Source organism: Salinarimonas chemoclinalis (assembly GCF_041514305.1).
GTDB lineage: Bacteria > Pseudomonadota > Alphaproteobacteria > Rhizobiales > Beijerinckiaceae > Salinarimonas > Salinarimonas chemoclinalis.
In genome coordinates this window covers 134,177-155,885 of sequence record NZ_JBGMWH010000004.1, presented here as the reverse complement: position 1 = coordinate 155,885, position 21,709 = coordinate 134,177, and the positions used below count along the sequence as shown (strand labels likewise).

Below are 21,709 nucleotides of genomic sequence, written 5' to 3'. Positions count from 1 at the left end.
TCAGGCCTCGACCGAGACCGAGGTCAGGTCGATGTACCAGTTCTGCGGCGCCACGAACCCCTTCACGTTCGCCGCGAGCGCTCGCGGGTTCATGTCGTGGACGACCATGATCCACACCGACTGGTCGACGAGATACGCGTGCAGGCGTGCGAGCGCGGCATCGCGCTCCGCCGGTTCGAAAGCCATCTGCGCCGCCTTGCCGAGCGCGTCCGCCTCGGGATCGGAATACAGGCCCCAATTGTTGCCGTTGGGAGGTGCCCGCTCGCTCATGAAGGCGCTCATGAAACCGAAATCCGGGTCCTGGAATGACCAGGAGTTGTTGAGACCGAACGTGCCCTCGTTCGCGGCGCCGTCGGCGCGCGCCGCGCGTCGGGCCCGCAGGGCCTCCCAGTCGACGACCTCCACCTCGACGTCGAACCAGACCTGCTCGAGATTCTCCTGGCAGATCTCGGACATCGGCATCGGCTGCATCTGACCCGATCCCGCCTGCGAGGTCAGCAGCTTGATGCGGCACCGGTTCTCCGGCCCGTAGCCCGCCTCCGCCATCAGCCGCTTCGCCTCCTCGGGGTCGTAGCGCACGTCGAAGCTCGGGCTGCCGAACCAGGGGCTCGTATCGGCGACGAGGCCCTTCGCCGGGCGCGCGACGCCGCCGAGGAACTGCGCGATGCCCTCGCGGTCGATGGCGAGGTTGGCCGCGCGGCGCACGTCGAGGTCCCGGAAGGGCGAGGTCTCGTGGAAGCTCAGCCAGTAGGGCCAGACGTGCGGGTAGACGTTCATGACGATCCGGGCACCGGACTGCTCGATGCGCGGGATCGTGTCCGGCGGCGGTGCCTCGACCCAGTCGACCTGGCCGGACAGGAGCGCGGCGACGCGGGTCGTCGGGTCGGGCATGGCGAACAGCGTGAGCCGGTCGACCTTGGGCACGCGGTTCGGGTCCCAGTAGTCCGCGTTCTTGACGAGCTCGGCGCGCTCGCGCGGGACGAGCTCGACGAGCTGGAACGGCCCCGTGCCCGACGGCTGCGCTGCGAACTTCGCCCAGTCTCCGCCGAGCGCCTCCCAATGCGCCCGCGACGAGATGCCGATCCGGTCGACCTTGTAGAAGAACATCGAGTCCGGCGCCTTGGTGGTGATCGCGACCGTGAAGTCGTCGATCTTCTCGTAGCCGGCGACCGTCGCGAGCGCGCTGCCCGCCTGGTTCGCCTGGGCCTGGTCGAACTGCGGCGCGTCGCGGTTCATCAGCTTCTCGAGGTTCCAGATCACGTCGTCGGCGCCGAAGGCGGCGCCGTCGTGGAAGCTGACGCCGCGGCGCAGGCGGAAGGTCCAGACCGTGCCGCTCTCGTCGACCTCGTAGCTCTCCGCGAGCGAGGGAACCATCTCGGCGGTCGTCTCGCCCTGCGAGAGGTCCCAGCGCAGGAGACCGTCGTAGATCGTGTTGGTTATGAAGCGGATGCCCTCGGCGCCCTGCGTGGCCATGCCGGTCGTCTGCGGGATGTCGCTCAGCGTCATCGCGAGCCGCAGGACCGTCTCGCCCTGCGCCCGGGCGGGCGCCGGCCGAACGCCGGCGAGGACGCCGGCGGCAACGCCGGTCTTGAGGAAGGTGCGTCTGTCCATATCGGATCTCCCCGCTCGTTCGCCGCGCCGCCCAGCCGGGCGACGCCTCGAACCGCGGCCGCAAGCCGCGTGCCACATGCTGACGCAGAGGGAGGTCAGAAGAATCCGACGGCTCGGTCACCATGGCCGCGTGAGTGGCTGACAACGGACTTGCAGCACGGTGCACAAAGCGTCACGACGAGGTTAAGCGAGTGCTTAACCCGGCCGAACACCACGCTTCCACAGTCTCGGCGTTCCACCACGCCGTGCGAGTAGCCGAGCATGCCGCACCGAAGGCTTATGCGGGCAGCGCCGAATACGTCCGCCTTTGGCCGATCTCGACGGCTGCTGGCATGTGCCTTGCTGCATCGGTCGCCGTCGGCGGCGCTCTCCGGCGCGGTGTGCGCCCGGCCGGCGAACAGGGGAGATCCAGATGGCTCGCAACGTGAACGGACCGCTCTACTACGAGCGCATGGGGCGATCGGGCCCCGTCATCGCCTTCGTGCACCCGAACCCGATGGACCAGTCCTGCTGGATCTTCCAGACGACGCACCTCTCGACCTGGTTCCGCTGCATCGCGATCGACATTCCCGGCTACGGACGCTCGCCGACGGCCGAGCGCGGCCTCACCATGGACGACATGGCGCAGGCGTGCTGGGAGGCGATCGACGACGCGTTCCCGGGAGAGGAGGACGCGATCCTCGTCGGCTGCTCGGTCGGCTCCTCGATCGTGCCCTACATGCACCACCTGGAGCCCGAGCGGACGAAGGCGCTCGTGGTCTGCGGCACGGGCTACAATCCCGGCAAGGAGTTCGCCGCTCGGCGGATCAAGCAATACTCCAAGTATGGCATCGACTTCCGCTGGGACTACACGTTCCAGGACTTCAGCCCGGCCTTCCGCCAGACGCCCATGGCGCACTATTTCGCCAACCTCTTCGCCGAGCGCAACGCCTTCGCCGACGTGACGACGATCCTGCATCAGTTCGAGGCCCTGGCGCAGCCGGATGCGGAGGACCACCACGAGCGGATCGCCTGCCCCATGATCGTCCTCACCGGGAGCGAGGACAACTCGCATCAGCGCGCCTTCGATCTGCAGGATCGGGTGCCGGGATGCGAACTGCGCGTCCTCCACGGTGCCGGTCACGCCTGCCAAATCGAGCAGCCCTGGCTGTTCAACCGCTTCATGATCGAGTTCCTGATGCGCCACGGCCTGTTCCCGGACGGCCCGCGGCCGCTTTCCCCCGCCTTCTGAGGCGCCCGGCTCAGGCCTTCGGCGCCGGCTCCGGCCGAGCGCCGAAGGCGAAGAGGGCGGCGGCGGCACCCATCAGGATCGCGTTGATCCACACCGCGCCCTCGTTGCCGAGCGTCGTCGCGTCGTAGACGAGGCCCACGAAGAGCGGCGCGACGACGAAGCCGGCGTCCCCGACGACCCTCTGGACGCCCATCGCCGGCCCCTGCAGGCCCCGCGGCATCCGGTCCGCCAGCGCGGCGGCGACGGACGGCCCGCTGAAGGCTCCCGCGATCCCCATCAGCACCATCGCCGCCCAGAACACCCAGACGTGCCCGGCGAAGGCGATCATGACGAGCGAGACGGCGGTCGCGACGGTCGACCAGATCGTCACCGGGCGCGAACCCACGCGATCGATCACCGCCCCGACCATCGGCAGCATCACGAAGTTGGAGGCGGCGATCAGCGTCAGCGCGCCGCCGATCACCGCCACCGGCATCGCGAAGGTGTCGGCGGCGATGAGGGGGATCGTCACCCATTGCGAGGCGGTGCGGGTGAAGAAGACCCCGAAGTTGATCAGGCTGAGGTACAGGAACGTCGGTTCCGTGAGGAGGCCCCGCAGGCTCGGGGCCGGCGCGGCGACCCGGTTTCCGGTCGCCTCGGGCGCGCTGCCCGCGGGCTCGGCCGCCGGCTCCTCGAAGGCGACGAGCGCCACGACGAGCGCGGCGAGCGCCACCACGCCGAAGGCCCAGAACGGGGCGGCGAAACCCATCCAGGCCACCAGCAGGCCGCCGATGCCCGGTCCGATCCCCGCGCCGAAGAGCAGGCCGCCCTGGTAGAGCGCCATGATCCGGCCGCGTTCGCCGACCCGCGAGATCTGCACCAGCACGGTCGCGGAAACCGTCATGTAGACGCCCGAGCCCACCCCCTGGACGAAGCGCCAGAACAGCAGCGGCTCGAACGTCTCGGCGAGCGCCGCGCCGAAGGCGCCGACGGCGATGATCGCGGGGCCCAGGCACAGGAACGGCCGTCGTCCGAACCGCTCGGAGGCGATGCCCGCCGGGATGTTCGCGACGAGGCGTCCCACGCCGAAGAGCGTGATCATCATCCCGACGAGGGTTCCGCTGACGTTGAACTGCTGCGCGTAGAGCGACATCATCGGGACGACCATGCCGTTGCCGGCCATGACGAGGACGATGAGCACGAGGATCGGCCCGATCTGCGCGCGGCGCAGGGGCGATCGGGGCGTCTCGGGGGCGACCTGGAGCAAAGGGGGGTCTCGCTTAACGAGCGGAGGGACGGGCCCTTCCCTTGCGCAATGGCCGTGCCAGCCGCGCGATGGCCGTGCCGTCCCGCCGCGGTCGCCCCTCAGCGCGCGATCGAGACGCCCGTCAGCGTAATGGCCGCGCCGGCCAGGACTCCCGCGAGCGCCGGCAGCGCGACCGACGCGAGCAGCCTGATCGCCGTGAACCGCCAGCCCATGATCGGCAGCTCGAACGCCATCAGCCTGTGGAACGCGAAGACCGACCACGCCGTGAGGAGCGCCACCATCTGCGGCGCGCCCGCGCCGGCGGTCCAGAACACCAGCGCCAGCGGGAAGGTCACCGTGGGCCCTCCGGGCAGGAAGCAGCCGACGAGGGACGCGAGGAGAATGCCGCGCAGGCCCGTCTCAGCCCCGAGGCTTCCGGCGACGAGCGCCTGCGGGACGAGGAGCCCGAGGAAACCCGCCGCCACGAGCGCGACCGGGAGCCGCAGGGCCAGCGCCGAGCCCTGCTCCACGACGAACCGGGTGGCGGGCCGGACGCTGCCGGGACGCGTCCAGCCGGTCACGAGCGCCGTGAGCGCGGCCAGGGAGAGGAGGGCGAGGACGCCGGCGATCACGACGGTGTCCTCGGCAGGGCGATCGCGGGATGGCGCCCGATCCCGCGGGCGATGAGGCCGGCGAGGATCGGAAGCGGCAGGCTGGCGAGGAAGCGCAGGGCGGCGAGGTCGGGCCCGAGAAACGGCAGCTCGAACACGAGCACGCGATGGACGCCCACCAGCGACCAGGCGGTGACGTAGGCGACGAGCGCCCCGATGTCGGCGCCGGCTACGTAGAGGGCGTAGACCAGCGGAAAGGACGTGAACGGTCCGCCGGGCGTGACGAGACCGAGCCCGCACGCCAGCGCGAGGCCGCGCATGCCGGATTCGCCGCCGAGCCGCCGCGCCACCTTCTCCCTGGGCACCAACTGCTGCACGAAGCCGCCGATCACCAGCCCGGCCAGGACCTGGGGCGCGAGATACGCCAGGAGCGCGAGGGACGAGCCCATCGTCTCCAGCACGACGTCGGGGCCGTCGCGCAGCCACACGGCGATGCCGGCGGCGACGGCGATCGCGACGAAGACGAGGGTGATCCGGTCGACGCGGGGTTTCCTCCCGCCGCTCGCATCTCTCGCGGCGTTCTTTTCGGTCACGATGGGGCGCTCCGTGTTAAGCCGCACACCGGCGGCTGCTTCGACGAGAGCGTATGGAGCAAGTCACGGGCCAGAGCGCCGCGAGGGAGGGCGCCCACCGGTTCGCGCGCGCGGCGCAACGCCTCCTCCGCGATCCGGCATCGTCGAGCGTCACGCGCGCGCGACGACGTCTCGCGTGGGATTACTTCGAGGTCGCGGTGCGTCGAGTTCCGATCAGCGCCTCCGCGGTGTAGACCAGGATCGCGATCCCGATCGCGCCCATGGCGGCGACGCCGAGGAGGACGACGACGTCGATCGGCCCGCCGATGTCGGCGAGGCGCGAATTCGTCACGGCCATCACGAGCCAGACCGCCGCCACGGCGCCGATCGGCATCGCGAGCTGGGCGAGGAGGAACTTCCTCCAGCTCACCGAGCGGTCGCGCACGAGGACGTAGACATAGGCCGCCGTGACGACGAGCGCCGCCAAGACCAGCGCCCAGAACGGGCCGCGTCCGAAGATCTCCTCGAAGACGGCGATCAGGGTCTCGAGCGTGAGTTCCTTCATGGTCCTCTCCTCAGGCTTCGCCGCGCAGCATGGCGTTGTAGGTCGCCTTCAAGGCGATCTCCTTCATCAGCCAGCTGATCCAGAGCTCTTCCAGGGGCGCGATCAGCCCGGGGAAGCTCGGCACGAGATTGTTGCGGTAGTCGAACTCGACGAGCATCGCCCGCCCGATCCGGGTGATCAGCGGGCAGGAGGTGTAGCCGTCGTAGGCCTGCGTGCCCTCGCGGCCTTCGATCGCGGAAACGAGGTGGTCCTCGACGACCGGCACCTGCCACTTCACGCTCGCCGCCGTCTTGCCCTTGGGCACGCCGGCGACGTCGCCGAGCGCGAAGATCTCGGGGAAGCGCAGGTGGCGCAGGGTCTTCTGGTCGACCTCGACCCAGCCCTGATCGGTCCACTTGTCGGCCCAGGAGAGACCGGAGCGGCGCACGAAGTCCGGCGCGCGCTGGGGCGGGACGACGTGGAGATAGTCGTAGTCGAGCACGACGTCGCCGTTCGGCGTCGTGAAGGTGGCGCGCTTGGCACCCGCGTCGACGGTGCGCAGGACGTGGGAATAGACCGTCTCGATGCCGCGGTCCTGGAAGAGCATGCGCACCTTCTCCGAGACGATCGGCACGCCGAACAGCGTGTCGTTCTGCGCGGCGTAGACGATCTCGCTGCGCCCGCGATTGCCCGCGCGCCGCGCCAGATCGTCCACGAGGAAGGTGTGCTTCAGGGGCGCGCCGGCGCACTTCATCTCGGTGGCGGGGCGCGTGAACAGGCCCCGACCACCCGATCGCGTGAAGCGCTCGACCGCGGCCCAGGTCTTCGCCGCGTAGTCCGGCCCGGCATAGAGCGCGCCGATGCCGTTCTCGCCGACCATCTCGAGGCTGAAGCCCTCGATGGCGTCGTGGTCGAGGACGAGGCCCGGCGCCACGACGAGCCAATCGTAGGCGAGCGTCTCGCCGCCGCGGGTCGTCACCGTCTTCGCCTGCGCATCCACCGCCTCGACGGCGTCGGACATCCACTCGACCCCCGACGGCAGCCAGTGCGCGGTCTGCGACACGACGTAGCTCGCCGGCTTCAGGCCCGCGGCGACGAGGGAGAGGCCGGGCTGGTAGACGTGCTCCCGGCGCGGGTCGACGAGGGTGATGCGCGCACCGTCGAGCCGCTCGACGAGGCGGTTGGCGAGCGCCGTCCCCGCAGCGCCGGCGCCGATGATCACGATGCGGGCGGCGGTCGCGACCCGCGCGGCGCGGGCGGGTGCGGTCCCGAGAGCGGCGGCGCCCGCGCCGAGGCCGGCGAGGGCGAGGAATTGGCGGCGATCCATGGCGTGTCTCCCGACGGCTCAGAAGGACCAGACGACGGCGTCGGGCCGCAGCATGAGCGCCGCCTGCTCCGGCGGGCTCGCGACGCCGACACCCTCGACGAGTGCGTCGGGGCCGAGCTGCGCGCCGGGAAGGTAGATCGCGCAGACCCGCACCGCGGCGCCCGCATCCATGGCCGCACGCATCAGCCCCTGCGGGCTCGCACCGCGCGGCGGCTGCCCGGCCGTCGCGCTCTCGGGCGCGTCGACGCGCGCGATGTCGCCCGCGGGCCCGCAGAGCAGGACGTCGACCGCATGGCCCTGCTGCAGGGCCTGCGTCGTGAGGACCATCGCCATCAGCTGCGTCTGCGGGTTCTCCGCCGTCACGACGGTGACGAGCGGGGCCTTCGCGTCCTGAGCCAGCGCCGGAATCGCGAGTCCGAGTGCGGTGGCGGCGAGGAGGCCCTTCATGGCGTTCGCGATCATGACTTCTCTCCTTTGTGTTCGAATATATGAACGTTCTGATATACGAGATTCGAAGGCGACGTGATCCGGATCTCTGCGCATGGGATCGAAAGGCGCATGCGCCCCGAATTCGCGAGCCGCCGAGCAGGGCGAGCCCCGCGCCTCGTCGGTCGGGGAGCGACGCCGAGGCGGTGCGAGAGGCGACGCGCCTCGTCGCCGGCATGCGCGACGCGCCGGCGTTCGCAGTGGCGCTCGTCGTGGCGGGGGCGCTCGGCACTGGGCTCGTCACGGTCGTCGTGGCACTCGCCGCCGGTGTGCGCGTCGCCGTGGACGGGCGTGGTCGCTGCAGGACAACGTCTTCATCGAGCGCCATTGGAGGTCGCCGAAGCACGAGTGCACGCACCAACCGGCGATCGAGAGAGGCTCTGGCTGCGCTGTGCGAGCATCTCGACAACCGGCGCCGGCTCCGCGTCGCCCAGGTCCGGCACAGGCGCACGCGACTATCGAGCGAACGAAATGACCGCTTTCGCCACGCGGCGTCCGTCGACCCGCGTCGCGCGATCGCGGGCGAGCGCTTCGACGAGGTCTGCCGCTTCCTCGAACGGGACGACGTGCGACACGAGCTGGCGAAAGCGCGGGCGGCGCTCCTCGATCAGCCTCATGGCGGTCGCGAGATGACCCGTCGAGGCTCCGCGCTGGCCGACGGCGACATAGACCCCGTTCGGTCCCCGGCCCGGAAGCCGATGCCCCTCGGGTGGCGAGCCGCGGCAATTGCGCCAGCGCACCTGCGCGAGATCGTCGAAGCTCGTGAGCGCGCATGCCCGCATCGACCCGGGCTTCACGGCGGAGACGAGATCCAGGACGCCTCCGGGCTCCAGCGTCTGCAGCGCGAGCCCGATCGCCTCACGGCAGCTGCCGCGTGAGACGGCGACAGCGGCGGCCGCGAAGCGCTGGTCCGCGCCCGCGATCGCAGCGCGCGGCGCGATTCGCAATCCGGGCAGGTTCGAGAACCGCTCGGCGAGCTCCTCGGCATGAGAGACGTCGCCGGCCGCCACCGTGACCGAATGGTCGCTTTCGATCAGCACCAGCGCCAAGGTCAGCGCGATCGCGCCCGATCCCACGATCAGGACGTCGCGTACGGGTGTCCGGTCCAGGTGCATCAGGGCGGCGGCGTAGACGGCGGCGGCCACGGGCTCGGCGAGGGCGTGCTCCGGGCCGATCTCGTCCGAGGACCAGGGGACGACGTGCCCGTCGTCCAGCTCTCGCCTGGTCACGATCCTCTGCGTCGTCCAGACACCGGGAATGGAATGGCCGAAATTCCTGGTCGGGTCGGCACCGGAGACCGGGTTGACCGCGACGTGGCGCCCGCGCAGGCCGGTGTCGGCGGTCTCGACGACGCGAGCGACGACCTCGTGCCCCAGCACGCTCGGCACGTCGTCGCGCATCCGGCGGACGATGTCGAGATCGGTTCCGCAAACGCCCGCGAACACCGGCGCTACGCGCATCGCGCCCGGCGGCAGCGGCATGACCGGATCGGACGCATAAGCTATTCGATTGCGGTGCGACAGGACCATCGAGCGGCGCATCAGATGGCCTCCAACGGAACGAGGTTGGCCGGCGCGGCGCGCAGGGCGACGAGGCCCGCGCCGACGAGGCCGAGATCGGTTGCGTCGACGACGTCGATCAGGTCGTGAAAGAAGCCGGGCTTGCGGCTGGAGATCTGGTACGCGCCGTACCGATCGAGCTCTGTCACCAGCGCGTCCTTCCAGCGCGCCTTTCCCAACCCCGCCGTCACGCCACCGCCGAAGTGAATCTTCGTCACGGCGGGATTGCAGGCGATCATCGAGAGCACACAGGTCGCCAGGGGACGCAGGCACGTCGACAGGACGTCGCGCGCGAAGGGTGCGTCGCGCTCCAGTGCCCGCGTGAAGGCCTCGACCGGATCCGCGCCCGGGACGATCCCGAGCGCGGCCGCGACGACGGGGTACTCGTTGGCGATGTGCGCGAGCACGGTCGCGATGCCCCGTCCGGAAGACACGGAGTTCAGGTGCTGCGCGCCGCCGCAGTCGCAGACCGTCGGCAGCACGCGGCCGAGGAACTCCGCCATGACCGGCAGGTGCCCGATCTCGCCCTGGAGGCCAGAAATTTCGTCCACGACGATGCCCCCGGCGCGATGGGACCAGATCCGGGCGGCGATGCCGGTGGAGACCGTGATGTAGCACACGTCGTGGGTCGGCGGCTCGGCCGCACCCAGGACGAGTGCCAGGAGAGCGGCGCTGACGTCGTTCACGACGTGCCAGACGAGGTCCGGCGCGCGCTGCCGCAGTTTTGTCGGAAGGTCGAACGGTGTCGCATCGTCGCCCCAGAGTGGGCCGGAATTCCAGATGACGCCCGTGTGTTGGTGCAGCGCGGCTCCCATGGAGATCCCGACGCGCGCGAGCCCCGGCTCGGTGGCGGCGCGCGCGCGGGCCTCGGCGACGAGATGATCGACCAGCCGTTCCTTCAATTCGGCCGGCGTCGCGCCTGGATGATTGCGCCGGCTGATCGCGGGCACGGCGCGACGGTCCCGGATGCATCGTTGCGGGCCGACGAGGGCGGAGCGGAACCAGGTCCCGCCGATGTCCAAGGCGAGGACGGGCCCGGAGGCGGGCCGGGGAAGCCCAGTGGGCACGATCACGGCCGCGCCTCCGCCGCGCGCGCGCGCAGCGCCGCGATGTTGCCTGCGACGTCGCCATCGGCGAAGACGGCGGAGGCGGCGACGAGCCAATCGGCTCCGTGCCCCGCGATCGTCCCGGCCGTCTCTCTCTTCACCCCGCCGTCGGCGCAGATCCGAACCGCACGACGGGAGCGGGCGACCATCTCCCGCAGTCGCGCCAGCTTGCCCAGCATCGGCTCCAGGAGGCGGCTCTCCCCCGGATGCACCGTCATGACGATGACGAGATCGAGCAGGGGCAGCATCTCTTCGATGGCCGAGAGCGGCGTCGCCGGCAGGAGCGCGACCCCGGCGCGACGTCCCTGTGCACGGATCTTCTCGAGCGATCTGAACGGATTGCGGGAGGTCTCCAGTGGAAAGCTCAAGACGTCGGCCCCCGCTTCGATGAAGCGCTCGATCTGTCGGTCCGCCTCGATGCAGAGCAGATGCACGTCGAGGATTGCTGTCTGCGGCAGCCGGTCGCGCAGCTCCGCGATCAGCTTGGCGCCGAAGGTGATCTCGGGGACGAAGTGCCCGTCCATGACATCGAGATGCAGCACGTCCGCCCCCGCCGAGAGGCAGGCCTCGGCGGTGGCGCGGATGTCCGTGAACGGTGCCCCCAGCAGGGCCGGCGCCAACGTTGTCGGCGGGGTCGCGCCGGGCGCGAAATCGAAGAGCGCTTCCCTCGTGTTCATCCGTGAGCGTCCTCCGTCGGCGCGCCGGCGACGCCACCGCGCGTGTCGTCGCTTCCGTCCGCGCGGGTCTCGACCAGGGTCTTCGACCAACTCGCGATCTCGCCGTGATGCAGGCCCAGCAGCAGCGCCGGCAGCTCCTCGACGCGAACGATCCGATCGACGAGCGCGGTGAAGAAGGAGCCGGCGTCCGGCAGGGCGAGGAGGCGCAGCGCTTCCGTGAAGTCCTCCCTCCGCGCACCGTGCGTGCCCGCCACCACGGCCCGCTTGCCCCCGCGCGCGATCGCCGCGCGAGCTTGATTCCGGCGCAAGGCATCCGTCGGGAGGCCGAGCACGGCCGAGTATTCGCCCGACTTGGTGCCGCCGAAGAGCAGGAGGACCCCGTCGGGACGGACCATGCGCCAGGCTCGCTCGATGGAGACCTCGTCGGAAAACGCGCCGGAGACCACGACGATGTCGTAGGCGCTCTCCGGCTCCGCTTCACGGAGGGAGATGCCCGTGCGCGCGAGCGCCGCACGGGATCGCAGGACGGCGAGCCGCTCCGGCGAACGGTTGAAGATCTCGCACGCGATGCCGCTCCGCGCGAGCACGAACGCCTGCAGGAGGGACGCGAGACCGGCGGCGGTGAACGCCACACGGCGGGGCGGCGTCTCGTTTCCCGTCTCGCGATAGTGACCCAGCGCTTGCCGCACGGAATGGACCGCGCAGGCCAGCGGCTCGGCGAAGACGGCGATCCGGTCGGGCATCTCGTCCGAAACGGGCAGGAACGCCCGGGCGAGCGTGGCAGGCTCCGCGTACGCGTGCATCACGCGAGCGAAACCCGTGCTGCGACGGATCTCCACGTGCGGATCGAGCACGACCCGCTGCCCGGGTGCGAGGCCGCTCTCCAACGGGACGCCGACGATCTCCGCGACGAGCTCGTGACCGAAGTCTCGTCGGACGTCGCGATTGCCGAAGGCCTCCTTCAGATCGGAACGGCAGAGGCCGGCGATGCGCACACGCGCGGTGAGATTCGGCGCGGGGCCCCGCCACGTCGTCCACGTCCAAGACGGGCGGCCGCCGTTCGGCTCGACGACGCGGAAGGCGGTCGGCGTGGTCTCAGTCTCGAGCGACATGGGACCGCCCCTCATGGAAATGTCGGCGCACGGCATCGATCACGCAGTCGACCTCGACATCGCTCATGTCCGGGCGAATCGGCAGGCAGAGCAGCGTCCGCGCCAGACGCTCCGCCACCGGGAAGTCGCCCGGCGCATGGCCCAGGTCGGCGAAGGCCGGCTGCAGGTGGATCGGCGTCGGATAACGCACGGTCGCGTCGACGCCGCGTGCCGTCAGGCTGTCGACCAAGGCATCCCGCTCGGACGTTTCCAGCTGGAAGAGATGGTAGACGTGCGCGCCGGTCGAGCCCGGCGACTGGAATCCGATCGGCAGGTCGGACAGCTCCCGCCTGTAGATCTCGGCGATCGCGGCCCGGCGGCGATTCCAGGCCTCGAGAGCCGGCAGCTTCGCGCGCAGGACGATGGACTGCAGCACGTCGAGGCGCGAGTTGCTCGCCACCACATTGTGGGTGTTCTGTTCCGATTGGCCCAGATGCCGCAAGAGGCGCAGGCGCTCGTCGATCGCCGGGTCGTCGGTCACGCAGCCGCCTGCGTCTCCGGCCGCGGCGAGGTTCTTGCTCGGATGGAAGCTGAAGCAGCCCACCCGCCCGAAACCGCCCACGGGGCGGGCGCCGTGCCGGGCGCCGTGGGCCTGCGCGCAATCCTCGATGACGATCGCTTCGTGCGATCGGGCGATTGCGTTCAGCCGATCCATGTCCGTCGCGAGGCCGTAGAGATGCACGGGCAGGATCGCGTCGACCGGTCCGGACGCGGCGAGGCGCTCGAGATCGATCAGGTACGTCTGCGGACAGGCGTCGACGAGCACCGGCGTGGCCCCGACGAGGCTTATGGCCGCCACGGTCGCGAAGAACGTGTTCGCCTGCACGGCGACGCGGTCGCCGGGACCAATGCCGCAGGCCCGGAGCGCCAGGATGAGCGCGTCGGTGCCTGAATTCACACCGACGCAGTGACGAACGCCGCAGAAGTCGGCGAAAGCGCCCTCGAACGTCGCGACCTCGGGGCCGAGGATGTAGTTTCCTCCGAGCAGCGCCGCCTCGAGCGCGACACGCACCGCGGGACCGATGCCGGCGAACTGCGCGGCGTAATCGTATCGTTGGACGTTCATCGCGGGCTCCGAAGACTGCGCGCGGCGTCTGCATCCGCGTGGATTTCGGTCTGGGGCGAGCGGGCGAGCACGCCCGCCGAGGCGGGGCTTCCCCTGAAGATGCCGGCGACCGCGTCCGCCTTGGCCGCCCCCGTGGCGAGAATGACGATGTGCCGCGCGCGGGCGATCACGGGCAACCCGAGCGACCGACGCGGGGTGCCTGCCGGGCAGGTGGTCGCCAGGAGCGGGCGTTGATCGGCGATGTCTTCGGGCGTGAAGATCGCTGCGGTGTGCGCGTCGGTCCCCAGTCCGAGCACGACGTGATCGAGCCCGGCGTCTCCCGCCCCGTCGATGAGCGTTTCGACCTCCTGCGTGTGCTGGAGGGTCACCGCGTGGAGGCCGGCGAAAGCCTCGCGCAACATCGCGTGGTTCGAGCCGTGCGCCGGATCGACGAAATCGTCGCTCACGACGACCCGGAGGCGGCGGGCACCGCCCGGGGGCGAGACGCCTACGTCCTCGGCCAGTGCGCGCGCGAGCGCCCGGGCCACGGGTGCGAGGGTCGAACCGCCGCCGAGCGCGATCCGTGCCTCCCGCTCGGCGGATGCGAGCGTCCTGCGCAGGTCGGCCACGACCCGCGACACGGCGGCCTCGACAGTCTCGTGAACGATCAGCATCGTGTCGTCTCCGCGGCCGGCCCGCTTCACGGCCGTGTCTCTTCCGCGGGTAGGTCGGCGTCCCTTCGTGCCGCGGGCATGGCGGCCAGGACGAGCGTGCCTGCCGCGCCGACCACGAGGAACACGAACCAGAGATACTGCACCTGCAGGAACGCGCTGAGGTATCCGAGGGACGCGGTGAGGCAGATCGAGACGAACGTGGCCGCGAACTCGACCGTGGCGTTGGCGCGTCCCTGGGCCTCCTGTGCGAATGACCCCATGATGTAGGTCGAGCGGCTCATCCGGACATAGGCGGCGATCATCGCGAAGCCCGCGATGGCGACGTACGTCGCCTCGAGCCGCGGCAGCGTCGCGATCAGGACGACGCTTGCAAGGAATGCGATCATCGACAGCTGCAGACCGGCGCGCAGATCCACCACGCCTCGCCGGCTATCGGTCCAGAGCACCGCCATGGCGAGCGCCGCCGCCGCGTAGACGCTGTCGTGGAGATAGTACGCCTCCGATCCCGAGCCGAGGAAGCTGAGGAAGTGATCCGGGTAGATCACGTTCATGGCCACCACGGAACTCGTCGGGATCGTGCTCAAGACGAGAAGGGCCGCCGCACGCGGCCGCGAGCTCATCAGCGCGACGGTGTCGCGGGCCAGCTCCTGCAGCCGCGTTCGCCCCGCGAGCGGCGTCGTCTTCGACGCGCGCGGAAGCGTGGCGAGACACAGCGCGGCGAACAAGAAGGTGAATGCGTCGAACACCAGCACCAGGACAACGCCGCCGTAATGGTAGAGCGGAATCGCGAGAATGCCGCTGAGGAACGTCACTCCCTGGCGAACGAACTCGATCTTCCGATTCGCCGAGCGGTGCTGCGCCTTTTCGACGAGCGCCTGCGCGATGCTCTGACGCACGACCTGATCCAGCCCGCGCAGGACGAGTATCGTCGTCGCGGACACGAGCAGTACCCAGTATGATGCCCACACGAAGTAGGCGTAGGCCGCGAGGAGCTGCACCGCGAGGCCCAGGCTCTGCAGCAAGATCGCCGTCGTCTTCCGATCGATGCTGTCCACGATCGGCCCGAAGACGGGGAGCAGCAGAAGCAGGCAGACCTGCGATACGAGAAAGTAGCCGGCAATCAGGCTGGAGGCGCCCGTGGTATCGACGATGACCCACGGGATCGCCAGCAGCGCGATCGCCGATCCGGCGCCGGAGAAGAGGTTCGCGACCTGGAGGGTCGCGAACGGAGCGAGCTTGAACATGTGAATCCTTGGGGACCGATGTTCGGGGAGGGGTCAGACGACGACCAGCCGGTCGGCGTCGGCGAGCAGGTCCGCGCTCGCGGCGAGCCGCGCCAGCGTACGGGTGACGATCCCCTCCGGCAGCTCGTCGCGGCGGCGCACGAAGCCGCAGGTTCCGATCCCCGTTGGGACGGGGAGATTGAGCGTCCCGCCGCGATGCCGCTCCGTGGCCGTGAATGCGGTGAGCGCCAGCTCTTCGTCGAGGAACTCGTGGTCGGTCGGCAGGCCCAGCCTGCGCAGCAGAGCCAGGACGCGCAGCAGTCCCGTGTCGTCGAGGTGGCCGATGTCGTTGGCGATGCAGCTCGTGTAGGCGAGGTCGACGGCGACGGCCTCGCCGTGATGGAGCTGGTAGTTGCTGCGTACCTCGAGCAATGGAGAGATCATGTGGCCGAGATCGACATGGCGTTCGAGCGTGGCGTCCTCGTAGGGATTCGACGACAGCTCGGCGACCATTCCGTCGATCGCTCGCACCACGACTTCTTCGGCGATGCCCGCGGGCTGCCCGAACCTGGTTCCGATCAGCGTCTCGCCGTGCTGCTCCAGCAGCTCGAACAGGCGCACGTCACGAATCATCGCGATCTTGACGATCTCCGCCATGCCCTGGCGGATCGCGTCGACCGGCAGGCTCCGCAGCAGGTTGGGATCGACGAGCACGGCCTCGGGCGGGTGGAAGCAGCCGAGGAAGTTCTTGTGACGATTGAAGTTGACGCCCCCCTTGATCCCGATCGCGGCATCGATCTGCGCCATCAGCGTGGTGGGGATACGCACATGACCGATGCCCCTGCGGATCATGGACGCCGCGAAGCTCACGACGTCGCCGACGACGCCGCCGCCGAGCGCCACGACGATGCCGCGACGATCGAGCCCGACGCGCTGCGCGCGCTCCGCGACTTCCAGAACCGCCGGCATGAACTTGCGCCCTTCACCCATCTCGAGGATCAGGACGTCGAGGAGGCAATCCCTCTCCGCCAGGTGCCGCCGCACCGTCTCGCCATACAATCTGTACACGCTGGGGGTCGATACGAGGAGGCACTTCCGCCCCTCGAAATCGAGAATCCGGCAGGCGCTATCACCCTTCAGAGCGCCGCGCTCCACGATGATGTCGAACACCGACGCCTTGACCGAACGCATTCTGAGGTTTCGCACACCACACCCCCTTCGCAGAAGAATCGTTCATCCGCAGAAGGTGAGAACGACCTGAAGTCGTTTGCCCACTCCATGACGGCTCTGTGACTAATGCACGTGCGTCGGTCTGGGGTCAAGATCTGTCATTGCACATTTTTGATCTGTTGAATTGCAGTCGGAGGTTATGGCCGCGTTCGGCTACGCGAGGTCTGCGCGTCCGAGCGGAAAGCACGAGCGGCGAAATCAGCCGCAGCGCGTCACGACGTTCGAAACGCGCGGCGTGTCTGTCCCGCGGCCTCTGCAGCGTGGCCAGCGAGGATGCGGCGAAGCGTCACCGTCGATCACCGAGCGCGTCGCGTAGCGCAACGACTACCGCGAGCGAGACCGGGAAACGCGGGCGGGCACCGTCGAGCTGCGCATTCCGACGCTGCGCAACGGCAACTCCTTCCCCGGCTTCCTGGAGCCGCGCCGCTTGGCCGAGAAGGCGCTGACCTGGGTGATCCAGGAGGACCAGGGCGTCTCAGTGTCTTCCACCCATCCGAGCAACTCGCCGCCGATTCCTCGGCGTTGGAGGCCTCCGGCAGAGAATGCGCGAAAGCCCTGTAGCGCATGGTTTGTATTCCATCCTCGTCGAGGACGGCCCAGTCGGTCGGCCTGTCCAGGCCGACGGCCTGGTTGGGGGGGCCGACAGCCACGAACACCGCGCCGGAGTCAGGCCGGCCTGGCCGACGGCCTCGGGATCGCGGCGAGCGTGCCCAGTGCCGTCAGGGCGAGGAACGCGACCGTCGCGAACGCGGCCGCGGGTCCGAAGGAGGAGACGATCAAGGCGAAGGCGAAAGGCGCCCCGGCCGTCACCACGAGCCGGATCGCGGTGATCCGGCCGAGCCGGGCGCCGTATCCGGCACGTCCGAACAAGGCGAGCGGCACCGTGCCGCGGACGATCGAGGTGAGGCCCTGCGAGAGCCCGAAGAGGATCGCGAAGGCCGCGACCCCGGCGTAGGTCGTGCCCGCCGCGAGCAGGAGCGCCATCGCCCCGACCAGGAAGCACACGGCGAGACCGGCGGTGACGACCGGGTCGAGGCGCCGTCCGAAGACGAGATCCAGCACCCGTACGCCCACCTGCGCGGGTCCCATGAGCGCGCCGGCCGCGACGGCCAGAGCCGCCGGCAACCCCAGCTCCGACAGCGCGCCGACCCAATGCACGTTGACGGCGGAGAAGGCGAAGCCGGTGAGGCAGAAGGAGACGACGACGAGGACCATGCCGCGCACCCGGTGCTCGGGCGCCAGCACGCCCTCCTCGTGCGGGACGGCGCGGCCGGCCGACTCGGTCGCGCTCGTCGCGACGGGCCGTGCGGCGCGCAGGACGAGCAGATGGAGGGGCAGGCAGAGGACGAGGTGCACAGCCGCGAACGCGAGATAGATCTCCCGCCAGGTGAGCTCCATCGTGAGCCAGTGCGTGAGCGGCCAGAACACGGTCGAGGCGAATCCGCCGAAGATCGTCACCTGCGTGATCGCGGCGCGCGCCTCCTTCGCGCCGCGCGTCTGCGAGATCGCGGCGAAGGCCGCGTCGTACTGCGTCAGGGTCGAGGCGACCTCGACCGCCACGAGCGCGAGCAGGAAGCCCGCGAGGCCCGCCGATTGCGAGAGCGCGGCCAGGGACGCCGCGCTGGCGATCGAGCCGAGCGCCAGCGCGAGCCGCGCGCCGCGACGGTCTATCAGTCGCCCGGAGAACGGTCCGGCGAGGCCGCCGACGAGCAGTGCGAGCGAGAAGCAGCCGAAGCTCCATGCCGACGACCAGCCGAACTCGCTGGAGATCAGCGGCTCGAGCACGGCGAACGCGTAGTAGAGCGTGCCGTACGCGACGATCTGCGTGACGCCCAGGCCCACGACCGGGGCGAAATGGGCGAGACGGTCCGATACCGACGATGCGGGAGGCGTGGCACGGGGCATGAGTGGCTTTCCTATCGGACTCACAATGGCGGCGCACGTCGTTATCGCTCGATCCGCAACAGCTTCGTGACGGTTCCCGGCGGCTCGGACCCGAGGGCCCGAATGTGCTCCGCCAGCGTCCGGCACGAGGCTCGCACGTCGGTGAACCCCTCGCGCGCCGCGGCGGCCGGTGCCCCCGCCTCGTCTTCGAGCGTCCACCACCAGAGGCCGAGGCGGTCGCGGACGAGCCGCAGGCGGACTTCGACCTGCGGCGATCCAAAGCCCGGCGAGCGGTCGGGCCCGCTCATGCGACACTCGCCCGAGCGGACCGCGCGAGCACGCGGGAGGGCCAGTCCGCCGGCATGTAGTCGACGGCCGACGCCTGCGGGCCGCCGAGGAAGCCGACGGCCCAGCCGTGGATCTCGCTCATCATCGGCATGCTCACCCCCATGCGGCGCCCCATCTCGACGAGGAAGGCCATGCCGTAGAAGACGTCCTCGACGAGGATCGGGTGGTCCGTCTTGAAGACGAGCCCACCCTCCGGGGCCTCCACCATCGGGATGAAGCTGCGATACGCCTTGCACGTCCGAAGAACGGTGTAGAGCGTGCTGTGATCGCCGATCTGGTCCCCGTAGGCGGAGATCAGGTTGTCGTAGAGCGGCTCGGCCATGGGCAGGGAGACGCCGAATGCGCTCTCGATGGCCCGGGTGAGGCGGACCTGTTCCTCGTCGCAGCGCTTGATGAAGTAGCCGCCGAGTTCCGTGAGATCCGTGAACCAGCGGCGGCTCTCGCGCACCGGGCGCCCGTCCCACTGCGAGTAGGGTCCGAAGAGGGCGTAGAGGACCGTCGGATGCATGTATCCGAGCGGGGTCAGCGTCACCTCGAGATAGTGACCCAGCGGCTCGACGGGCATCGGCAGCAGGCGGCGCAGGAGCGCGGTCGTCTGCGCCTTCAGCACGGCCGAGGTGGCCTCGTGGAAGCCGACGTGCGCCTTCGCCTTGATGCCGCCGAGTTCCACCCGCACGCCCGGCTCCGCCCGCGCGGCGACGTGCGGCACGTCGAGGAATCCGAAGATCGCCAGGTTGTCGCGCAGCCCCAGCGCGCGCTCGGCGAGCCAGTCGAAGCAGGCGCAGCCCGGCATGCCGCCGATCGCGACGGGCTTGTCGGTCGAAAGATGCGGGGCCGCCGCCGCGAGCACGTCGGGCCGACCGTTCGCCGTCTGCGCGACGAGCACGAGGTCCGCGCCCGCGACGACCTCGCCGACGTCGGGCGAGATCAGCGCGGGGCGCCCGACGACGGTCGCGCCGTCGGGGTAGACGGCGGTGATCCCCTCGGTCGGCATCGCCGCGGCCATCGCCTCGGCCTTGCGGGAGTGGAAGCGCACACGCACCCCCGGCAGGCTGCTCAGATGAGCGGCGTAGAAATGGCCGATGCGACCGCCTCCGGTGACGGCGATCTCGAGACTGGACATGACGCGTTCCTTTCGCTGGTGCCGATGGCGCGGGGGGCGTCGCCCTCCCGCCGGGTGTCGGATGACGGCGGCGCGGCGGCGCAGCCGATGACGGTGGCGAAGGGCGCGACGTCGCGCACGACGACCGCGCCGGCGCCCACCAGCGCGCGCTCGCCGACGACGATCCGGCCGATGATGGTGGCGCGGGCCCCGACGAAGACGCCTCGCTCGAGGATCGGGTGGCGCGGGCCGCGCTCGCGGCCGGTGGCGCCGAGCGTCACGCCGTGCAGCAGCACGCAGTCGTCCCCGATGCGAGCCGTCTCTCCGACGACGAGCCCGTCCGCGTGGTCGAGAACGATGCGCCGGCCGAGGTCGGCGGCGGGGTGGATGTCGACGCCCAGCGCCGTCGCGCTCGCGCCCTGCAGCGTCAGCGCCGCGATCTCCTCGCCAGCGCGCCAGAGGCGTCCGGCGAGGCGCGCGGCCTGGAGCGCGGCGTAGCCCTTGAAGAAGAGGAATGCGTCCGACAGCCGCCGGCATGCGGGATCGGCGCGGCGCACCGACGCGAGATCCTCCGCCGCCGCGGCCAGCAGGGCCGGGTCGCGCGCGAGCATCTCGGCGGCGACCTGCGCGATCTCGGGGTCACCGAGGGCGCCGCCGATCCGCGCCGCTAGGGCGTCGCCGAACGACGCCCGCCGGCCGATCGCCTCCACCAAGCGACCGGCGAAAGGTCGATCGGCGCACGCCAGCGCATCCGTCTCCTCGCAGAGCGCCGCCCAGATCGCGTGCGGGGTGTCGCCCGCGCGGTTCATGATCGTTCCTTCGTCAGGCGGCGCGGAGGTGACCGGAGGCGGCGGGCGCCTTCCGGACGGCCCTCGCCAGGATGTCGAGACCCTCCTCCAGCACGGCGGCCTCGGCGTCGATCTGCGGCATGAGCTTCACGACCTCGCCGTGCCCCCCGCAGGTCTCGACGACGAGGCCGCACGCGAAGGCCTCGCGCGACACGGCCTCGGCGTCGTCGGGTCCCTCGAAGGCGAGGCCGCGCAGCAGCCCGCGTCCGCGCGCATGGCAGGCGCCCGGCGGCAACGCGGCCACGATCGCAGGAAGCCGGGCGTCGAGCGTGGCGGCGTTGGCCGCGACGCGCGCGAGGAACGCGGCATCCGCCCAGTAGTCGAGCGCCGCCGCCGCGGTGACGAAGGCGGGGGTCGACCCGCGGAATGTGCCGTTGTGCTCGCCCGGCTTCCAGCCGTCGAATTCCGGGGCGACCAGGACCACCGACATGGGAAGCCCGTAGCCGCTCAGGGACTTCGAGAGGCAGATCACGTCCGGCGCCACGTCGAGCCCGTCGAAGCCGAAGAACCGGCCGGATCGACCGCAGCCGCTCTGGATGTCGTCCACGATCAGCAGGGCACCGACCTCGCGGGCGAGCGCCGCGATCGCGCGCAGCCACGACCCGCTCGCGACGTTGACGCCCCCCTCGCCCTGGATCGGCTCGACCAGGAAGGCCGCCGGCGCGTCGACGCCGCTCGCGGGATCGAGGATCATCTCCCGGGCCAGCGCCGCCGTGTCGATCCCGGGGCCGAAATAGCCGTCGTAGGGGAGGCGAACGACGTCGCCGAGCGGGACGCCGGCCCCGCGCCGCTTCATGGCGTTGCCGGTCGCGGCCAATGCGCCGAGCGACATGCCGTGATAGCCGCCGGTGAAGGCCGCGATCGTCGTCCGGCCGGTCGCCTTGCGCGCGATCTTGAGCGCCGCCTCGACCGCGTTGGCGCCCGTGGGCCCCGTGAACTGGACGCGATGCGGCAGGCCCCGCGGGGCGAGGACCTCCGCCTCGAAGCGCTCGAGGAAGCGCCGCTTCTCGACCGTGTGGAGATCGAGCGCCTGGACGAGACCGTCCCCCGCGAGATGCCCGATCAGGCGCTCCTTCAATCGCGGCGGGTTGTGGCCGTAGTTCACCGCTCCTGCGCCGCAGAGGAAGTCGACGTATCGTCGGCCGTCCTCGTCGACGAGATACGAACCCTTGGCGGCCGAGAACACGGCCGGATACTTGCGGCAATAGGAGCGTACGCTGGATTCGCGGCGCTCGAAGATCGACGTGTCCATCTG

The 21,709-nt window shown here is 70.4% G+C and carries 21 protein-coding genes and 1 pseudogene; 2 read left to right on the top strand and 20 right to left on the bottom strand.

Annotated features, from left to right (window positions below; translation table 11 throughout):
- The gene (locus tag AB9M23_RS09835; protein WP_372424355.1) at window positions 1-1,611 is read right to left on the bottom strand and encodes an ABC transporter substrate-binding protein; all 1,611 of its coding nucleotides are present in this window, start codon (window positions 1,609-1,611) and stop codon (window positions 1-3) included.
- Window positions 1,612-2,023: 412 nt separating this feature from the next.
- Here AB9M23_RS09835 and AB9M23_RS09830 point away from each other — a divergent pair, with 412 nt between their 5' ends.
- Window positions 2,024-2,842 carry an alpha/beta fold hydrolase gene (locus tag AB9M23_RS09830; protein ID WP_372424354.1) on the top strand — a complete coding sequence of 273 codons (819 nt, stop codon included), beginning with the start codon at window positions 2,024-2,026 and terminating at the stop codon, window positions 2,840-2,842.
- A 10-nt stretch (window positions 2,843-2,852) separates the two neighbouring features.
- Here the strand turns inward: AB9M23_RS09830 and AB9M23_RS09825 are convergent, their stop codons facing one another.
- The 14 genes from AB9M23_RS09825 to AB9M23_RS09760 all read right to left on the bottom strand — a co-directional run bounded on the left by AB9M23_RS09825 (window position 2,853) and on the right by AB9M23_RS09760 (window position 16,233).
- On the bottom strand, window positions 2,853-4,088 hold the full coding sequence (locus tag AB9M23_RS09825; RefSeq protein WP_372424353.1) for an MFS transporter: 1,236 nt from the start codon (window positions 4,086-4,088) through the stop codon (window positions 2,853-2,855).
- A gap of 98 nt (window positions 4,089-4,186) precedes the next feature.
- Complete coding sequence (locus AB9M23_RS09820; RefSeq protein ID WP_372424352.1) at window positions 4,187-4,699, bottom strand: hypothetical protein; 513 nt, start codon at window positions 4,697-4,699, stop codon at window positions 4,187-4,189.
- Window positions 4,696-5,271: a permease gene (locus AB9M23_RS09815; protein ID WP_372424351.1), complete on the bottom strand. Its 576-nt coding sequence runs from the start codon at window positions 5,269-5,271 to the stop codon at window positions 4,696-4,698. Before AB9M23_RS09815 ends, AB9M23_RS09820 begins: the two co-directional genes overlap by 4 nt.
- Window positions 5,272-5,452: 181 nt before the next feature.
- Entirely contained in the window at window positions 5,453-5,815 is a 363-nt protein-coding gene (locus AB9M23_RS09810) for a DUF5368 domain-containing protein (protein ID WP_372424350.1), read from the bottom strand.
- Window positions 5,816-5,825: 10 nt separating this feature from the next.
- On the bottom strand, window positions 5,826-7,121 hold the full coding sequence (locus AB9M23_RS09805; RefSeq protein WP_372424349.1) for an NAD(P)/FAD-dependent oxidoreductase: 1,296 nt from the start codon (window positions 7,119-7,121) through the stop codon (window positions 5,826-5,828).
- Between the two features lie 18 nt (window positions 7,122-7,139).
- A complete protein-coding gene (locus AB9M23_RS09800) occupies window positions 7,140-7,583 on the bottom strand; it encodes a DsrE family protein (protein ID WP_372424348.1) in 444 nt (147 codons plus the stop codon).
- Between the two features lie 479 nt (window positions 7,584-8,062).
- Entirely contained in the window at window positions 8,063-9,148 is a 1,086-nt protein-coding gene (locus AB9M23_RS09795; protein WP_372424347.1) for an alcohol dehydrogenase catalytic domain-containing protein, read from the bottom strand.
- Window positions 9,148-10,233: an ROK family protein gene (locus AB9M23_RS09790; RefSeq protein ID WP_372424493.1), complete on the bottom strand. Its 1,086-nt coding sequence runs from the start codon at window positions 10,231-10,233 to the stop codon at window positions 9,148-9,150. Before AB9M23_RS09790 ends, AB9M23_RS09795 begins: the two co-directional genes overlap by 1 nt.
- A gap of 2 nt (window positions 10,234-10,235) precedes the next feature.
- Window positions 10,236-10,949, bottom strand: a complete 714-nt coding sequence (locus AB9M23_RS09785) for a ribulose-phosphate 3-epimerase (RefSeq protein WP_372424346.1) — start codon at window positions 10,947-10,949, stop codon at window positions 10,236-10,238.
- The gene (locus AB9M23_RS09780) at window positions 10,946-12,061 is read right to left on the bottom strand and encodes a hypothetical protein (protein ID WP_372424345.1); all 1,116 of its coding nucleotides are present in this window, start codon (window positions 12,059-12,061) and stop codon (window positions 10,946-10,948) included. Before AB9M23_RS09780 ends, AB9M23_RS09785 begins: the two co-directional genes overlap by 4 nt.
- Window positions 12,045-13,166: a DegT/DnrJ/EryC1/StrS family aminotransferase gene (locus tag AB9M23_RS09775; RefSeq protein ID WP_372424344.1), complete on the bottom strand. Its 1,122-nt coding sequence runs from the start codon at window positions 13,164-13,166 to the stop codon at window positions 12,045-12,047. The genes AB9M23_RS09780 and AB9M23_RS09775 overlap by 17 nt, the downstream gene beginning before the upstream one ends.
- On the bottom strand, window positions 13,163-13,819 hold the full coding sequence (locus AB9M23_RS09770; protein WP_372424343.1) for a 6-phosphogluconolactonase: 657 nt from the start codon (window positions 13,817-13,819) through the stop codon (window positions 13,163-13,165). The genes AB9M23_RS09775 and AB9M23_RS09770 overlap by 4 nt, the downstream gene beginning before the upstream one ends.
- Window positions 13,820-13,845: 26 nt before the next feature.
- On the bottom strand, window positions 13,846-15,063 hold the full coding sequence (locus AB9M23_RS09765; protein WP_372424342.1) for an MFS transporter: 1,218 nt from the start codon (window positions 15,061-15,063) through the stop codon (window positions 13,846-13,848).
- A gap of 33 nt (window positions 15,064-15,096) precedes the next feature.
- The gene (locus AB9M23_RS09760; RefSeq protein ID WP_372424341.1) at window positions 15,097-16,233 is read right to left on the bottom strand and encodes a 3-dehydroquinate synthase family protein; all 1,137 of its coding nucleotides are present in this window, start codon (window positions 16,231-16,233) and stop codon (window positions 15,097-15,099) included.
- A gap of 355 nt (window positions 16,234-16,588) precedes the next feature.
- On the opposite strand from AB9M23_RS09760, the pseudogene AB9M23_RS09755 reads away from it, so the two are divergent.
- A pseudogene (locus tag AB9M23_RS09755) lies at window positions 16,589-16,759 on the top strand (transposase); the annotation flags it as partial.
- Window positions 16,760-16,938: 179 nt separating this feature from the next.
- Here AB9M23_RS09755 and AB9M23_RS09750 read toward each other — a convergent pair.
- From AB9M23_RS09750 to ectB, 5 genes are read right to left on the bottom strand one after another with little or no spacing between them, the layout of a single operon-like run.
- A complete protein-coding gene (locus AB9M23_RS09750; RefSeq protein ID WP_372424340.1) occupies window positions 16,939-18,177 on the bottom strand; it encodes an MFS transporter in 1,239 nt (412 codons plus the stop codon).
- Window positions 18,178-18,218: 41 nt separating this feature from the next.
- The gene (locus AB9M23_RS09745) at window positions 18,219-18,464 is read right to left on the bottom strand and encodes a hypothetical protein (protein WP_372424339.1); all 246 of its coding nucleotides are present in this window, start codon (window positions 18,462-18,464) and stop codon (window positions 18,219-18,221) included.
- Entirely contained in the window at window positions 18,461-19,627 is a 1,167-nt protein-coding gene (locus AB9M23_RS09740; protein ID WP_372424338.1) for an NAD/NADP octopine/nopaline dehydrogenase family protein, read from the bottom strand. The genes AB9M23_RS09745 and AB9M23_RS09740 overlap by 4 nt, the downstream gene beginning before the upstream one ends.
- Window positions 19,561-20,415 (bottom strand): serine O-acetyltransferase EpsC, encoded by an 855-nt coding sequence (epsC, locus tag AB9M23_RS09735; protein WP_372424337.1) that lies wholly within the window; start codon window positions 20,413-20,415, stop codon window positions 19,561-19,563. The genes AB9M23_RS09740 and epsC overlap by 67 nt, the downstream gene beginning before the upstream one ends.
- Window positions 20,416-20,428: 13 nt before the next feature.
- Window positions 20,429-21,706: a diaminobutyrate--2-oxoglutarate transaminase gene (gene ectB, locus AB9M23_RS09730; protein WP_372424336.1), complete on the bottom strand. Its 1,278-nt coding sequence runs from the start codon at window positions 21,704-21,706 to the stop codon at window positions 20,429-20,431.
- Between the last annotated feature and the right edge of the window lie 3 nt (window positions 21,707-21,709).

Coding starts and splice junctions, on each gene's coding strand:
- AB9M23_RS09835 (WP_372424355.1), bottom strand. CDS start 1,611: ATGGACAGACGCACCTTCCTCAAGACCGGCGTTGCCGCCGGCGTCCTC.
- AB9M23_RS09830 (WP_372424354.1), top strand. CDS start 2,024: ATGGCTCGCAACGTGAACGGACCGCTCTACTACGAGCGCATGGGGCGA.
- AB9M23_RS09810 (WP_372424350.1), bottom strand. CDS start 5,815: ATGAAGGAACTCACGCTCGAGACCCTGATCGCCGTCTTCGAGGAGATC.
- AB9M23_RS09805 (WP_372424349.1), bottom strand. CDS start 7,121: ATGGATCGCCGCCAATTCCTCGCCCTCGCCGGCCTCGGCGCGGGCGCC.
- AB9M23_RS09800 (WP_372424348.1), bottom strand. CDS start 7,583: ATGATCGCGAACGCCATGAAGGGCCTCCTCGCCGCCACCGCACTCGGA.
- AB9M23_RS09795 (WP_372424347.1), bottom strand. CDS start 9,148: ATGCGCCGCTCGATGGTCCTGTCGCACCGCAATCGAATAGCTTATGCG.
- AB9M23_RS09785 (WP_372424346.1), bottom strand. CDS start 10,949: ATGAACACGAGGGAAGCGCTCTTCGATTTCGCGCCCGGCGCGACCCCG.
- AB9M23_RS09780 (WP_372424345.1), bottom strand. CDS start 12,061: ATGTCGCTCGAGACTGAGACCACGCCGACCGCCTTCCGCGTCGTCGAG.
- AB9M23_RS09775 (WP_372424344.1), bottom strand. CDS start 13,166: ATGAACGTCCAACGATACGATTACGCCGCGCAGTTCGCCGGCATCGGT.
- AB9M23_RS09770 (WP_372424343.1), bottom strand. CDS start 13,819: ATGCTGATCGTTCACGAGACTGTCGAGGCCGCCGTGTCGCGGGTCGTG.
- AB9M23_RS09765 (WP_372424342.1), bottom strand. CDS start 15,063: ATGTTCAAGCTCGCTCCGTTCGCGACCCTCCAGGTCGCGAACCTCTTC.
- AB9M23_RS09760 (WP_372424341.1), bottom strand. CDS start 16,233: ATGCGTTCGGTCAAGGCGTCGGTGTTCGACATCATCGTGGAGCGCGGC.
- AB9M23_RS09750 (WP_372424340.1), bottom strand. CDS start 18,177: ATGCCCCGTGCCACGCCTCCCGCATCGTCGGTATCGGACCGTCTCGCC.
- AB9M23_RS09745 (WP_372424339.1), bottom strand. CDS start 18,464: ATGAGCGGGCCCGACCGCTCGCCGGGCTTTGGATCGCCGCAGGTCGAA.
- AB9M23_RS09740 (WP_372424338.1), bottom strand. CDS start 19,627: ATGTCCAGTCTCGAGATCGCCGTCACCGGAGGCGGTCGCATCGGCCAT.
- epsC (WP_372424337.1), bottom strand. CDS start 20,415: ATGAACCGCGCGGGCGACACCCCGCACGCGATCTGGGCGGCGCTCTGC.
- ectB (WP_372424336.1), bottom strand. CDS start 21,706: ATGGACACGTCGATCTTCGAGCGCCGCGAATCCAGCGTACGCTCCTAT.